Here is a 14830-nt window from a genome sequence, read left to right on the forward strand (position 1 = left end):
TCGTCATGCTCGCCAGCGCCAGTGCGGTGGCCGCCGCGGCGACCGGGATCCCGTAGCCGTACGCCGCGCCCGCGTGCTCCACCGTCCAGCCGCCGCTCGCCGAGCCCAGCGCGATGCCGCCGAGGAGCGCGGTGACGGCGAGGGTCATTCCCTCGTTCAGCCGGGCGTCGGGGGTGAGCCGCTGGATCACGCCCATCCCGGTCACCATCGTCGGGGCCGTCGCCATCCCCGCGATCAGCAGCGCACCCGCGACGGCGAACAGCGAGCCGGTCGCGGTCGCCGCGAGCAGGGGCAGCCCCATCAGCGCCGTCATCGCGGCGAGGCACGTCCGCAGTCCGGCGCCGCGGCGGGCCCTGCCGTACGCCAGCCCCGCCGCACACGAGCCGGCGGCCTGCAGGGCCAGCACCGGGCCCGCCGCCGGGCCGTCCGCGAACGCGATGGTGACGACCTCCATCGAGCCGAAGACCGCGCCGGTCGCGAGGAAGACGGCCAGCATCGGGGCCATTCCGGGCGTACGGACGGGCGAGCCCACGAGGACGCGCGGGGCGACCGGTGGCTCGGTGCCGCGCTGGGCCGCGAACACCAGGACGCCCGTGAGCAGGAGTACGGCACCGACGAGCGTGCCGGCCTCGGGGAACAGCGCCGAGCAGAGGAGGGCCGCGAGCACCGGGCCGAGCATGAAGCACAGCTCGTCGGCGGCCTGCTCGAAGGAGTTCGCGGTGTGCAGGGCACCGGGGTCGCCCTTGAGGAGGTGGGCCCAGCGGGCCCGGGACATCCCGCCCGTGTTGGGTGTGGTGGCGGTGGCGGCGTACGCGGCGAACAGGGTCCAGTCGGGCGCGTCGTACCGCACGCACAGCAGCAGGGCGAGCGATCCGAGCACCGCGAGCACGGTGGCGGGGACGGCGATACGGGCCTGCCCGTACCGGTCGACGAGCCGGGCCGTCCATGGGGCGACGACGGCCGTGGCGGCCAGGCCGGTCGCGGTGACGGCCCCGGCGAGCGCGTACGAGCCACGCGCCCCCGCGATCATGATCACGGCGCTGACGCTGAACATCCCCATGGGGAGGCGGGCGATGAGGTTTCCCGCGGTGAAGGCCCGCGCGCCGGGAGTGCGGAAGAGGCGGGTGTACGGGCCCGGCGGGCGCGGGTGGTCCGGCTCCTGGAAGCCGGGCGCCAGGACCAGGGTCCCGCCGGTGGTGGCCATCGTGGGTGAGGTGTTCTGCGGCATGGATCAAGGCTCGCCGTGCGTGCCCGCTCGGGTCCAACACCTGTTCGGAGCCCATTGACGCACCTCTGTTGTAAATTCGTCGCCGTGCCCGTGTCCCGAGACCTCGAACCCCGGCTGCTGCGCGCCTTCCTCGCCGTCGCCGACGAGCTGCACTTCACCCGCGCAGCGGCCCGGCTGTACGTCGCCCAGCAGGCCCTCAGCCGTGACACCCGGCGGCTGGAGCGCGAGTTGGGTGCCGAGTTGTTCGTACGGACCACCCGGCAGGTGACGCTCACGGCGGACGGCGAGCGGCTGCTGCCGTACGCCCGTCGGGTCCTCGACGCCCACGACGAGCTGGCCGCCGCCTTCGCGGACCAGGACCGGCCGCTGCTCGTCGACGTCGGCGCCCCCGTGGGGACCGCCTACCGGGTGCTGGCGGAGGCCCGACGGGCGGCCCCCGGCCTGGAGTTCGTCGCCCGCTACCTCAGCGGCCTCACCGGCGCCGCCGCCGAGATCCTCGCCGGACGGCTCGATGTCTCCTACGGGCGGGTCGCCGGGCTCGACCCGGCGGTGCGCGCCGATCTGGCGCACGAGCCGGTGCGGTACGAACGCATGGCCGTACTGCTGCGGGAGGACCATCCCCTCGCCCCGCGTGCGGAAGTGCCCCTGGGCGCACTGGCGGGTGAGACCCTCTACGCGGGCGCGGGCAACGCGGCGACCGCGGAGTGGACCGATCTGGCCGCCCGGTTGTTCGAGGGCCGGGGCATCGTCATGGCCGACCCCTTCCCGGAGATCAACGGGCAGGAGGAGTTCGTGCGGGTCGTGCACAAGCGAGGGTGGTCGGTGCTGGCGAGCACGGAGTTCCTCCCGGTACCGGGCATGGTCGTACGGCCCCTGGTCGAGCCCGTACCGCTGTCACCGGTGTCGCTGGTGTGGCGCCGGGGGCTGAAGCACCCCGGCCTCGACGCCCTGCGGGCCGCCGCGGGCGAACTGGGCGCGGCAGAGGGTTGGCTGGAAATGCCCCCCGGCGGCTGGCTTCCCGATCCGGACCGGTCTCTTGTCACGGTCCGGTGTCTCATGCCGGACAACAACTGACATCGGGGCACGACTGTCGTCGGGGTGCGCTACATTCATGGCCCGGGTGCATCGTGGTTGGGGCGCTTGGGTCGGGTGGGGGCCCGGTCCGACGACAAGTGTCCGGTTCAGTCGTGCGCGCACCCGCTCTCCGTTCCGTGGGGGAAGTGCGTACTGCAGTGGAAAACTGGCGAGAAAACGTCCATACAGGGCACAGCCACGAGCCCAACGAGGTCACCGTTCAGCTCGATGGTCTCGGGCGTCTGCTCTCGGAGCTCCCGGCCCAGCCGGCCCCTCAAGAAGGCTCCGACGGACCGGTGTTCGTAGACGAAAGCGGTCGGCGCAGCAAGAAGTTCCGCCGTATCGGATGGGTTCTGGCGATCGCCTGCGCCGGCTACGCCGTGACGCTCCTCGTCGCCCTCATGGGCGGAAACTCGGACGCGCCGTGGCTGCTGATCCCCGGCCCCGCGGACGAGCAGAACTCCGGCATCGTCGGGGAGTCGCCCGGCCCCACCGGCACGTCCTCCGACCCGGCCGTGCCCGGAGGCACACCCGGCGCCCCCGGGCCCACCGGCACCGCGGGCGCCCTGCTCCCGTCGCAGCCCAGCAATTCCCCCGGCGACCCGCTCACCGGCGGGCAGCCCAGCACCACGGCCGATCCGGGCAGCAGCGCGGCGACCACCACCGGCGGCGCCGGTGGTGCCACATCCGACCCGAAGCCCACCGTGTCCGGCCCTCCGCCGGGCCCCGGGGGGCAGGAGCCCACGCCGACGGTTCCCCAGCCCACGGACAGCGCGACAGCACCGACGGAAGAACCCACCGGCCCACCGGTGGAGCAAGGCGGCCAGCAGCTGGCCGGGGAAGGCGCACCGTAGATGAGCCCCACCGGCAGGCGGGCCCGTCAGCGGCCCGGCGGCAGACCGGTCACCGTGCGGCGCAGGCTCCCCATGCGATATCTGCTGCCCTCGGTGTTCCTGGTCGCGCTGCTCGCCATGCTGATGCTGCGCGGGTACGTGCACAGTGAGATCCTCGCCGACCACCGCGTACGGCCCCCGGACAACAGCGAGCAGGTGCCGCGGCAGATCCTCAAGGGCGGTCCGGTCATCGACGCCCGCACCCCGGGCGCGCCCAAGGCGCTCAGCGTCCCCGACAAGAACCTGGTGCTGACCTTCGACGACGGCCCCGACCCGGTGTGGACGCCGAAGGTCCTCGACAAACTGAAGGAATACAACGCGCACGCCGTCTTCTTCGTGACCGGCACCATGGCCTCCCGCCACCCCGAACTGGTGGAGCGGATGGTCGCGGAGGGCCATGAGGTGGGGCTGCACACCTTCAACCACCCCGATCTGGCGTACCAGACGCAGCGCCGTATCGACTGGGAGCTGTCGCAGAACCAGCTGGCGATCGCCGGTGCCGCCGGCATCCGGACGTCACTGTTCCGGCCGCCGTACTCGTCTTTCTCGGCCGCCCTCGACAACAAGTCCTGGCCGGTCACCCAGTACATCGGCAGCCGCGGCTACATCACGGCGCTCAACAACACCGACAGCGAGGACTGGAAGCGCCCCGGCGTCGACGCGATCATCAAGCGCGCCACGCCCCAGGGAACCAAGGGCTCCATCGTGCTCATGCACGACTCCGGCGGTGACCGCTCCCAGACCGTGGCCGCGCTCGACCGCTTCCTGCCCGACATGCAGAAGCGCGGCTACACGTTCGCCAATCTGACCGAGGCCCTCGGCGCCCCCAGCGCCCACACCCCCGTCACCGGCCCCGAGCTGTGGAAGGGCAAGGCGTGGGTCGCCGCAGTCGCCTTCTCGGAGCAGACCACCGGCGCTCTGACCGTCGGCCTCGCCGTGATCGGTGTGCTGGTCTTCGCCCGCTTCGGACTGATGCTGCTGCTCTCCTTCGGGCACGCCCGCAAGGTGCGCCGGCGCCGCTTCCGCTGGGGGCCGGCCGTCACCGAACCGGTGACGGTGCTGGTCCCGGCGTACAACGAGAAGGAGTGCATCGAGAACACGGTGCGCTCGCTGATGGAGAGCGACCATCCGATCGAGGTCCTCGTCATCGACGACGGCTCGACGGACGGCACCGCGGACATCGTCGACGACATGTGGCTGCCCAACGTCCGCGTCGTCCGCCAGGCCAACTCGGGCAAGCCCGAAGCCCTCAACAACGGCATCCGCAACGCACGCCACGACATCATCGTGATGATGGACGGCGACACGGTCTTCGAGCCGTCCACCGTCCGCGAACTGGTGCAGCCCTTCGGTGACCCGAGCGTCGGCGCGGTCGCGGGCAACGCCAAGGTCGGCAACCGCGACTCCCTCATCGGCGCCTGGCAGCACATCGAGTACGTGATGGGCTTCAACCTGGACCGCCGCATGTACGACGTGCTGCGCTGCATGCCCACCATTCCGGGCGCGGTCGGCGCCTTCCGCCGCTCGGCCCTCGAACGGGTCGGCGGCATGAGCGACGACACCCTCGCCGAGGACACCGACATCACCATGGCGATGCACCGCGACGGCTGGCGCGTCGTCTACGCGGAGCGGGCCCGTGCCTGGACCGAGGCCCCCGAGTCCGTCCAGCAGCTCTGGTCCCAGCGCTACCGCTGGTCGTACGGCACGATGCAGGCGATCTGGAAGCACCGCCGCGCCGTGATCGAGAGCGGGGCGTCCGGCCGCTTCGGCCGCGTCGGTCTGCCGCTGGTCTCCCTCTTCATGGTGCTGTTCCCGCTGCTGGCCCCGCTCATCGATGTCTTCCTGCTGTACGGACTGGTCTTCGGCCCCACCCAGAAGACCATCGCCGCCTGGCTCGGCGTCCTCGCCATCCAGGCCGTCTGCGCCGCGTACGCGTTCCGGCTCGACAAGGAACGCATGACGCATCTGGTCTCGCTGCCCCTCCAGCAGATCCTCTACCGGCAGCTCATGTACGTGGTGCTGCTGCAGTCCTGGATCACCGCACTCACCGGCGGCCGGCTTCGCTGGCAGAAGCTCCGCCGGACGGGAGCGGTGGAGGCGCCCGGCTCGATACCGAGCCCCCGGCGGAGCAGTGAAGACCGGAGGCCTGTCGCGTGACGACCGGAACGACCGAATTCCATCCCGCCCGCCACAGGAGGAAGCCCCCGGAGGCCGCGGCCCCCGCCGCCGCGCCGGGACGCGACCGCTACTTCGACCTGCTGCGCGCCCTCGCCCTCTTCCGGGTGGTCCTCTACCACCTGGTCGGCTGGGCCTGGCTGCCGCTGGTCTTCCCGTCCATGGGCGTGATGTTCGCGCTCGCGGGCAATCTGATGGCCCGCTCCCTCGAGCGCCCCGCGGTCCAGGTGATCCGGGGCCGGATGCGCCGTCTGCTGCCCCCGCTGTGGGTGCTGGGCGCGTTCGGTGTGACGGGCATGGTGCTGCAGGGCTGGGGGCCCGGTTCCGAAGGGCACCCCGGCTGGTGGTGGACCCATCTGCTGTTCTGGATCGTCCCCCTCAGCGACCCGCCGTTCGCCGGTGAGCTCGCGGGCGTCCCGGGCTTCCTGGGCGAGTCGTGGGCCGAGGACCTCGCAGGCCCGCTCTGGTACATCCGCGCGTACCTCTGGTACGTCATGCTGTCGCCGCTGCTCCTGTGGGCGCTTCGGAAGCTGCCCTGGGCAACCCTGCTCGCGCCGCTCGCGCTCTCCGCCGCCCTCACCGCCGGGTACATCTCGCTCCCTGTGCGGATCGACTCCGCGCTCACCGACTTCAGCACCTTCGGCGCCTGCTGGATCCTCGGCATGGCCCACCAGGAAGGCATCCTGCGCCGACTGCCCCGCTACATCGTCCCGTCCATCGCGCCCGCGATCATGGCCGTCGGCCTGTGGTGGGCCCTGCACGAGGGCTTCCGCGCGGACTTCGACCTCGACAGCATTCCGCTCGCGCAGGCGCTGTGGTCCTTCGGTTCGGTGCTCCTGCTGCTGCACATCAGCCCGTCCTGGTCCGAATGGCCGGCGAAGCTGCGCGGCTGGGACAGCACGATCACGCTGCTCAACTCACGGGCGGTCACGGTCTACCTCTGGCACAACGTCTGCATCCTGATCGCCGCGACCCTGTGGGACCAGCTCTGGAGCATCGGCGTCCTGGAGCAGCGTGTCCCCTGGCTGCTGGAGAGCTGGGTGCCGGTGCTGATCCTCGCCTGGGGGCTGATCGCGGTGTGCATCGTCCTCTTCGGCTGGGCGGAGGACCTTGCGGCCAAGCGAAAGCCCCGGCTCTGGCCGAACGGCGCACCCCGCGGGAAAAAGCGCTCACAGCCTGCCTGAGCTCCGGGTGAGAGCAAGGTTCCACACCGGTCACCTCACGGCACGGGGCTGAAACCCGCCCTCCCTAGCGTCGGATCCACTACCCGAAGCAGCAGTGGAGGCGAGCCATGGCCGGCAGGTGGATCGAGCAGTGGGACCCCGAGGACGAGACCTTCTGGAAAGAGGAAGGGGAGCGGATCGCCCGGCGGAATCTGATCTTCTCCGTGCTCTCCGAGCACATCGGCTTCTCCATCTGGACCCTGTGGTCGGTCATGGTCCTGTTCATGGGGCCCCAGTACGGAGTGGACCCGGCCGGGAAGTTCTTCCTGATCGCGACCGCGACCCTGGTCGGGGCGGTGATCCGGGTGCCGTACACCTTCGCGGTGGCCCGCTTCGGCGGCCGGAACTGGACCATCTTCAGCGCGCTGATGCTGCTGCTGCCGACCGGCGCCGCATACATGGTGATGGAGCCCGGGACGTCGTACGGGACCTTCCTGGCGGTCGCCGCGCTCACCGGTGTCGGCGGCGGCAACTTCGCCTCGTCCATGACCAACATCAACGCCTTCTACCCGCTGCGCAAGAAGGGCTGGGCCCTCGGGCTGAACGCGGGCGGCGGCAACATCGGCGTCCCGGTGGTGCAGCTCGTCGGCCTGCTGGTCATCGGCACCGCGGGCGCGATGCACCCGCGGATCGTGCTCGGCGTCTACATCCCGCTGATCGCGATCGCCGCGCTGTGCGCCGCGCTGTTCATGGACAACCTGGCGCCCGTGAAGAACGACACCGGTGCGGCCAAGGAAGCGGTGAAGGACCCGCACACCTGGATCATGTCGTTCCTCTACATCGGGACGTTCGGGTCCTTCATCGGCTACAGCTTCGCCTTCGGCCTGGTGCTGCAGACCCAGTTCGGGCGGACCCCGCTGCAGGCCGCGTCGCTGACCTTCATCGGGCCGCTGCTCGGCTCGCTCATCCGGCCGGTCGGCGGGTCGCTCGCGGACCGCTTCGGCGGGGCCAGGATCACGCTGTGGACGTTCGCCGGGATGGCCGCGGCCACCGGCGTCGTCATCTACGCCTCCGTGACCGAGTCGCTGCCGGTCTTCCTCGTCGGCTTCATCGGGCTGTTCATCCTCACCGGACTCGGCAACGGCTCCACGTACAAGATGATCCCCGGCATCTTCAAGGCCAAGGCGCTCGCCCTCGGGATGACGGGCGAGGCGGCGGAGACGTACGGACGCAGGCTGTCCGGGGCGTCGATGGGGCTGATCGGTGCGGTGGGCGCGCTCGGCGGGCTCGCCATCAACCTGGCCTTCCGCCAGTCGTTCCTGACCGCGGGTACGGGTACGGGGGCGTTCGTCGCCTTCCTCGCCTGCTACGGGGTGTGTTTCACGGTCACCTGGGCGGTATACCTTCGCCGGCCCGCGGCCGCGAAGCTGCCCGCCGCGGCCGCGGAGACCAAGCCGCAGCTCAGCTACGCCGAGGTGTGACCTGGAGTGCCTCGTAACGACGAGGAAATGCAGCCGAACCGAGCCTGTCACGCTTCCTTGCCAGGCTCGGTCGGCATGTACGACGAACAGCACGGCATCGCGGCGGTCGCCCCGCTCTCGGGCTTCACGGTCGGCGTCACGGCGGCCAGGCGCGCCGATGAACTGGGCGCGCTGCTCCAGCGCCGCGGCGCGGCCGTGCTGCACGCCCCCGCCCTGCGGATCGTGCCGCTCGCGGACGACGGCGAGCTTCTCGCCGCGACCAAGGAGCTCATCGCGCACGCCCCGGACGTCGTCGTCGCCACCACCGCGATCGGGTTCCGCGGGTGGGTGGAGGCGGCGGACGGGTGGGGCTGCGGTGAGGGCCTGCTCGACTGTCTGCGCGGCGTCGAACTGCTCGCCCGCGGGCCGAAGGTGAAGGGCGCGATCCGGGCCGCGGGGCTGACGGAGGAATGGTCGCCGAGCTCCGAGTCGATGGCCGAGGTGCTCGACCGCCTTCTCGCGGAGGGTGTCGCGGGCCGGCGGGTGGCCCTGCAGCTGCACGGCGAACCGCTCCCAGGGTTCGTGGAGGCGCTGCGGGCCGGAGGCGCGGAGGTCGTCGTCGTACCCGTCTACCGGTGGATGCCGCCGGAGGAGCTGGGTCCGCTGGACCGGCTGCTCGACGCCACGGTGTCGCGGGCGCTGGACGCGGTGACGTTCACGAGCGCGCCGGCGGCGGCCTCGCTGTTCTCGCGTGCCGAGGACCGCGGGCTGCTTCCGGAGCTGCTGGACGCCCTGCGCCACGATGTCCTGCCGGCCTGCGTGGGCCCGGTCACCGCCCTGCCGCTCCAGGCGCGCGGCCTGGACACGGTCCAGCCGGACCGTTTCCGTCTCGGCCCGCTCGTCCAGCTGCTGTGCGTCGAACTGCCCTCGCGGGCCAGGACCTTGCCGGTGGCGGGCCGCCGTGTCGAGATCCGTGGCCACGCCGTCGTCATCGACGGCGAGGTGCGTCCCGTCCCGCCGGCGGGGATGTCCCTGTTGAACACCCTCGCCCGCCGCCCCGGCTGGGTCGTCTCCCGTGCGGACCTCCTGCGCGCCCTCCCGGGCGCGGGCCGCGACGAACACGCGGTCGAGACGGCCATGGCCCGCCTCCGCACCGCCCTCGGCACGCCGAACCTCATCCAGACGGTGGTGAAGCGCGGCTACCGCCTGGCCCTGGACCCGGTGGCCGACACCAAGTACGCGGACGCCTGACCAGCGCCGCGGCCACATGCGTACCGCCGCCGTGCCGCCGTCGTGCCACCGTCGTGCCGCGGCCCCGGGCGGCACGCGCCCGCGGCGCGGCAGTCCGCCGGGCACGCCGTCTGGCGCCTCCGGGGCTACCGTACGAGCATGATCGAGATCCGCGCCGTCGGGGCGGCCGATGCCGGCGCCGGTGACCGTGCGCCCGCGCTCGCCGAGGCCTTCGCGCGTAATCGGGAGTACATGAGGCCGTGGGAGCCGCGCAGGGCCGAGTCGTTCTATACGGCAACGGCGCAGGCGGCGCGGCTCGCCGACCCGAGGGCGTACCGGTGGCATCTGTTCGACGGGGACAGGGGGGACAGGATCGTCGGGGAGGCGACGCTCTCGGGGGTCGCGCTCGGGCCGTTCCGCAGTGCGCATCTCGGGTACTGGGTCGACGGCGAGTACACCGGACGAGGTCTCGCCACGCGGCTGGCCGAGGAGGTGTGCCGGGCCGCCCGGGAGGAGCTCGGGCTGCACCGGGTCGAGGCCGCGACCCTGCTCGGGAACGCCGCCTCGCAACGCGTCCTCGCGAAGGCGCGGTTCGAGGTCATCGGGATCGCCGCCCGGTATCTCCACATCGACGGCGAGTGGCGCGACCACCGGCTGTTCCAGCGGATCCTGCATGACGATCCACCTCCGGTCTGAGGGGTTCCGACGGCGCCTCGTCGCGGGCACTCTGAACACATGGGCATCGGCTCGTACGAGTGGCGGTTCGATTCCGGGCGCGTATGTCTGGACCTGGTGGCGACGGCGGAGCCCGCGGCGGGCCCGGGACCGCTCGACCGGCCCGAGCGACTCGGCCAGTGGCTGACGGCGGCCGGACTGCTGCCCGCGGGCACACCGCTCGACCCGGTCGGCCAGGACTGGGTCGACCGCTTCGCCGAACTGCGTGACTGCGTAAGCCTCCTGGTGCACGAACAGATCGACACCGGGCCGACCGGCATCCCCGGTGCCGCGCTCGACCGGCTCAACGCGCTCGCCGCCGACTCCGCCCCGCCCGCGCTCAGGGCCGTGCGCGACGACGACGGCGTCCTCGTCCGCGCCCCGCTCGCCCGGCCCGAGTGCGCCGCGATGCTCGCCGCAGTCGCCCGCGACGCTGTGGAGTTGCTCACAGACCCCGTCGCCCGCGCCCGGCTGCGCCGCTGCGAGGGCGACAACTGCCGGCGCGTCTATCTCGACACTTCCCGCGGACGGCGCCGCCGCTGGTGCTCCAGCGAGGTGTGCGGAAACCGCGAGCGGGTCGCAAGACACCGCCGCCGCACGGCAGTTGCCCGTATGTGAGATCGCTCCTGGCGAGGCCTCCGCGGACCCGTCCCCGGCCCGTCCGCGCACCCGCCCTGAAAGATCTTGAAAAACTTCCCGGTCGCATTGAGTGGATCCCCGGCTGCCTCCGTAGAGATGGAAGACAGGAAGCAGTCAGACATCAGACAAGGTCTCGACCGGGAGGTTCAGGTGCGCAAGGATGCCGCCGTGGCCGATGACCGTTCAGGCAGGGCCCGGCATCGAGCTGTTACGCCGCGCACCAGCACCTCCGTCCCCGACGAGGAGTTGATGCGCGCGTTGTATCAGGAGCACGCCGGACCCCTCCTCGCTTACGTGCTGCGCCTCGTCGCCGGCGACCGCCAGCGGGCCGAGGACGTGGTGCAGGAGACGCTCATCCGTGCCTGGAAGAACGCCGGTCAGCTCAATCGGGCCACCGGCTCTGTCCGACCCTGGCTGGTGACGGTCGCACGGCGCATCGTCATCGACGGTCACCGCAGCCGGCAGGCCCGGCCGCAGGAGGTCGATCCGTCGCCGCTGGAGGTCATGCCCGCGGAGGACGAGATCGACAAGGCGTTGTGGCTGATGACGCTATCGGATGCGCTCGACGATTTGACCCCTGCGCACAGGGAAGTACTCGTCGAGACGTATTTCAAAGGGCGTACCGTCAATGAGGCGGCCGAGACGCTCGGCATACCCAGCGGGACCGTCCGGTCCCGTGTGTTCTACGCATTGCGTTCCATGAAGCTCGCTCTTGAGGAGAGGGGGGTCACGGCATGAACAGGCAGGACCAGTTCGGACAGTTCGGACAGTCCGAAGAGGGCTCGGTCCATGAAACCGCGGGGGCGTACGTCCTCGGCATTCTCGACGACGCGGAAGCCACCGCCTTCGAGGCTCATCTGGCGGGCTGCGACATCTGCGCCGCCCACCTCGAAGAGTTCGCGGGCATGGAGCCGATGCTGGCGATGCTCGCCGAACCGCCCGGACAGCGGTCGGCGCCGCCGGAGCCGAACGTTCTGCCGTTCACCAGCACTCTCATGGAGCCGCCGTCCCGCCGGCCCGCCCCGGTGATTCCGACCGCACCGAGCCCCCAGCTGCTGGGCCGGCTCGTCGACGAGGTGGCCGTCAAACGCGCCCAGAAGCGCCGGCGCAGCATGTACATGATCGCAGCCTCGGTGGCCCTGATCGTCGGTGGCCCGGCCGTCGCCGTGGTGGCCACCCAGGGCGACGACCACGGCAGCAATGTCGCCGATCCCCACCCGACCAGCCCCGCCGAGGACGCCTTCTTCAACCACATGGAGGAGAAGGTCCAGGCCACGGACGCGGTCACCAAGGTCAGCGCGACGGTCGGGCTGGAGAAGAAGGGCTGGGGCACCCACGCCGTCCTGGAGCTCAAGAACGTCACGGGTCCGCTCAAGTGCAACCTGATCGCCGTCTCCAAGACCGGCGAGGAAGAGGTCGTCACCTCCTGGGCCGTCCCGAAGTGGGGCTACGGCATTCCGGACAGTACGAACAAACAGGCCAAGAATCCCCTGTACATCCACGGCGGAGCGGCGATGGACCGCAACGAGATCGATCACTTCGAGGTCCGTACCTTCGACGGAAAGCGCCTGGTGGAGGTCGACGCCTGAGACAAGGCACCGGTCCTGCCGCCTGACATAACGGCCCCCTTCGCGTACGGTTGACGGCTGCCCAGTGCACGTCAGAAGGGGGCCTCGGTGGCCGCGCAGGAAGCCGCTGGTACCACGGCCGACACGGTCCGTGATCGCGAGATCGGTGTCGAGCAGGAACATCTGGACCAGGTGTACCGCCGCCTCGAGGAGAAGATCCACGAGGCGGAGTTCCTGATGAACGACGCCGCCAAACGGGGCCAGGTGGGTACGCCCGGCGCGCTGGCCGAGCGGGACGCCCAGGTGTTCCGGGCCGGTGTCCACCTCAACCGGCTCAACAGCGAGTTCGAGGACTTCCTCTTCGGCCGGATCGACCTGCTGCGCGGCAAGCACGGCAAGAAGGGCCCCGACGGCGCGTACACCTCGGTGGAGCCGGCCGAGGACGCCGTACGGGACGACAACACGGCCGATATCGAGGAGACCCTCCACATCGGCCGCATCGGTGTCCTCGACTCCGACTACGCGCCGCTGGTCATCGACTGGCGCGCCCCGGCCGCCGCACCCTTCTACCGTTCCACCCCGGTCGACCCCGGCCGGGTGGTGCGCCGCCGGGTCATCCGCTCCAAGGGCCGCCGGGTCCTCGGTGTCGAGGACGATCTGATGCGCCCCGAGCTCAGGGCCTCCCTGGGCGGTCTGGAGCTGCCCGTCATCGGCGACGGCGCGCTGATGGCCGCGCTCGGCCAGGCCCGCAGTCACACCATGCGGGACATCGTGGCCTCCATCCAGGCCGAGCAGGACCTGGTGATCAGGGCCCCCGCCGCATCCGTCACCGAGGTGTCCGGCGGGCCCGGCACCGGCAAGACGGCGGTCGCCCTGCACCGCGCCGCGTATCTGCTCTACCAGGACCGGCGGCGGTACGCGGGCGGCATCCTGGTCGTCTCCCCGACGCCGCTGCTGGTCGCCTACACCGAGGGCGTGCTGCCTTCGCTGGGGGAGGAGGGCCAGGTCGCCATCCGTGCGGTGGGGTCCCTGGTCGACGGGGTCGAGGCCACGACGTACGACGAACCCGCGGTCGCCCGCGTCAAGGGCTCCTCGCGCATGCTGAAGGTGCTGCGCAAGGCGGCGCGGGGGGCGCTGGAGCCCGGGGACGCGCGGCGCGGCGCCGCTCGCGCCGACGGGCAGCTCGCCTTCGGTGAGGAGCCGAGGGGAGCGGGCACCGGCGGTTCGTCGCCCGCAGGACCGACCGACCGGCTGCGGGTCGTCGCCTTCGGGCGGCGGCTGGAGCTGGAGGCCGACGAGCTGAGGCGCGTCCGTCAGAACGCGCTGAGCGGCACCGCGCCGGTCAATCTGCTCCGCCCGCGCGCCCGCAGGCTTCTGCTCGACGCCCTGTACGCCAAGTCCGGCGCCGCCACCCGCCACACCGATCCCGAGCTCGCGGCCGAGCTGCGCTCGTCCTTCGACGAGGACGTCACCTCAGAGGACTCGTTCATCCACTTCCTGGACGCCTGGTGGCCCGAGCTCACCCCGCGGGGCGTGCTCGACGCGATGGCCGACGAGAGGCGGCTCGGCCGGTGGGCGCGGCGCATCCTCAACCCCGGCGAGGTGCGCAGGGTCGCCCGCAGCCTGAGACGCGACGGTCTGTCCGTGCACGACGTGGCGATCCTCGACGAGCTGCAGACACTGCTCGGCACCCCCGCCCGCCCGAAGAAGAAGCGCGAACTCGATCCGCTGGACCATCTCACCGGTCTGGAGGAGCTGATGCCGCAGCGCGAGGAGACCCAGCGCGAGCGGGCCGAGCGGCTGGCCGCGGAGCGCACCGAGTACGCCCACGTCATCGTCGACGAGGCGCAGGACCTCACGCCCATGCAGTGGCGCATGGTCGGCCGCCGCGGCCGGCACGCCACATGGACGGTCGTGGGTGACCCGGCGCAGTCGTCCTGGTCGGATCCGGACGAGGCGGCCGAGGCGCGCGACGAGGCGCTCGGCACCCGCCCGCGCCGCCGTTTCGACCTCACCGTCAACTACCGCAACCCCTCCGAGATCGCGGAGCTCGCCGCCCGCGTGCTGATGCTCGCGATGCCCGGCATGGACGCGCCACGTGCGGTCCGCTCGACGGGGCTGCGGCCGCGCTTCACCGTCGTACGCGACGATCTGGAGCGGACCGTGCGGCAGGAGACCCAGCGCCTGCTGGACGAGGTCGACGGCACCGTCGGCGTCGTCGTCGCGATGAACCGGCGCGCGGAGGCCGCCCGCTGGCTCGCGGACCTCGGCGACCGCGCGGTGGCGCTCGGCTCGCTGGAGGCGAAGGGCCTGGAGTACGACGCGACGGTCGTCGTCTCGCCCGCGGAGATCGCCGACGAGTCCCCGGCCGGGCTGCGGGTGCTGTACGTGGCGCTGACCCGCGCCACCCAGCAGCTGACGGTGGTGTCGGGGAAGCGCGACGAGCCGGACGCGGACGGGATCCCGGACCTGTTGCGGGACTGACCGGGCCCGCCGCGGGACCGATCCGCGGTCAACTCGCCGTACGGGAATCACCTTCTGGGAGTCTTTGTTAGCCTGTGTGTGGCACCGGCCCGATCCAAGCCCCCGGGCCCAACCTTCGTCCCTCAGAGGGACCACTTGCCGCGAGGCGAGCATGGCGGGCCGGTGCCACCCAGTACGTGTGAAGAAGAGGTCCGCGTCGCTC

The 14830-nt window shown here is 71.6% G+C and carries 12 protein-coding genes; 11 read left to right on the top strand and 1 reads right to left on the bottom strand.

The window, feature by feature from the left end; genetic code table 11:
* Nucleotides 1–1204: MFS transporter (locus ACWGI8_RS24780; protein ID WP_453664057.1), on the bottom strand; the 1204-nt coding region annotated here is incomplete at its 3' end.
* A gap of 114 nt (nucleotides 1205–1318) precedes the next feature.
* Here ACWGI8_RS24780 and ACWGI8_RS24785 point away from each other — a divergent pair.
* The 11 genes from ACWGI8_RS24785 (at nucleotide 1319) to ACWGI8_RS24835 (ending at nucleotide 14628) form a co-directional block, all read left to right on the top strand.
* Nucleotides 1319–2302, top strand: a complete 984-nt coding sequence (locus tag ACWGI8_RS24785; RefSeq protein WP_453664059.1) for a LysR family transcriptional regulator — start codon at nucleotides 1319–1321, stop codon at nucleotides 2300–2302.
* Between the two features lie 296 nt (nucleotides 2303–2598).
* On the top strand, nucleotides 2599–3156 hold the full coding sequence (locus ACWGI8_RS24790; protein ID WP_453664043.1) for a hypothetical protein: 558 nt from the start codon (nucleotides 2599–2601) through the stop codon (nucleotides 3154–3156).
* A gap of 72 nt (nucleotides 3157–3228) precedes the next feature.
* Nucleotides 3229–5352: a bifunctional polysaccharide deacetylase/glycosyltransferase family 2 protein gene (locus ACWGI8_RS24795; RefSeq protein WP_453664060.1), complete on the top strand. Its 2124-nt coding sequence runs from the start codon at nucleotides 3229–3231 to the stop codon at nucleotides 5350–5352.
* Nucleotides 5349–6554 carry an acyltransferase family protein gene (locus tag ACWGI8_RS24800; RefSeq protein WP_453664044.1) on the top strand — a complete coding sequence of 402 codons (1206 nt, stop codon included), beginning with the start codon at nucleotides 5349–5351 and terminating at the stop codon, nucleotides 6552–6554. The genes ACWGI8_RS24795 and ACWGI8_RS24800 overlap by 4 nt, the downstream gene beginning before the upstream one ends.
* Nucleotides 6555–6661: 107 nt before the next feature.
* Nucleotides 6662–8014: a nitrate/nitrite transporter gene (locus ACWGI8_RS24805; RefSeq protein ID WP_453664047.1), complete on the top strand. Its 1353-nt coding sequence runs from the start codon at nucleotides 6662–6664 to the stop codon at nucleotides 8012–8014.
* A 75-nt stretch (nucleotides 8015–8089) separates the two neighbouring features.
* Nucleotides 8090–9244, top strand: a complete 1155-nt coding sequence (locus tag ACWGI8_RS24810) for a uroporphyrinogen-III synthase (RefSeq protein ID WP_453664048.1) — start codon at nucleotides 8090–8092, stop codon at nucleotides 9242–9244.
* A gap of 138 nt (nucleotides 9245–9382) precedes the next feature.
* Complete coding sequence (locus ACWGI8_RS24815; RefSeq protein WP_453664050.1) at nucleotides 9383–9919, top strand: GNAT family N-acetyltransferase; 537 nt, start codon at nucleotides 9383–9385, stop codon at nucleotides 9917–9919.
* Between the two features lie 39 nt (nucleotides 9920–9958).
* Entirely contained in the window at nucleotides 9959–10555 is a 597-nt protein-coding gene (locus ACWGI8_RS24820; protein WP_453664052.1) for a CGNR zinc finger domain-containing protein, read from the top strand.
* Between the two features lie 117 nt (nucleotides 10556–10672).
* A complete protein-coding gene (locus tag ACWGI8_RS24825; RefSeq protein WP_453664053.1) occupies nucleotides 10673–11314 on the top strand; it encodes a sigma-70 family RNA polymerase sigma factor in 642 nt (213 codons plus the stop codon).
* Complete coding sequence (locus tag ACWGI8_RS24830; protein WP_453664055.1) at nucleotides 11311–12165, top strand: anti-sigma factor family protein; 855 nt, start codon at nucleotides 11311–11313, stop codon at nucleotides 12163–12165. Before ACWGI8_RS24825 ends, ACWGI8_RS24830 begins: the two co-directional genes overlap by 4 nt.
* Nucleotides 12166–12252: 87 nt before the next feature.
* A complete protein-coding gene (locus tag ACWGI8_RS24835; protein WP_453664056.1) occupies nucleotides 12253–14628 on the top strand; it encodes a HelD family protein in 2376 nt (791 codons plus the stop codon).
* Nucleotides 14629–14830 lie beyond the last annotated feature (202 nt).

It is taken from the genome of Streptomyces sp. NPDC054841, from assembly GCF_053611045.1.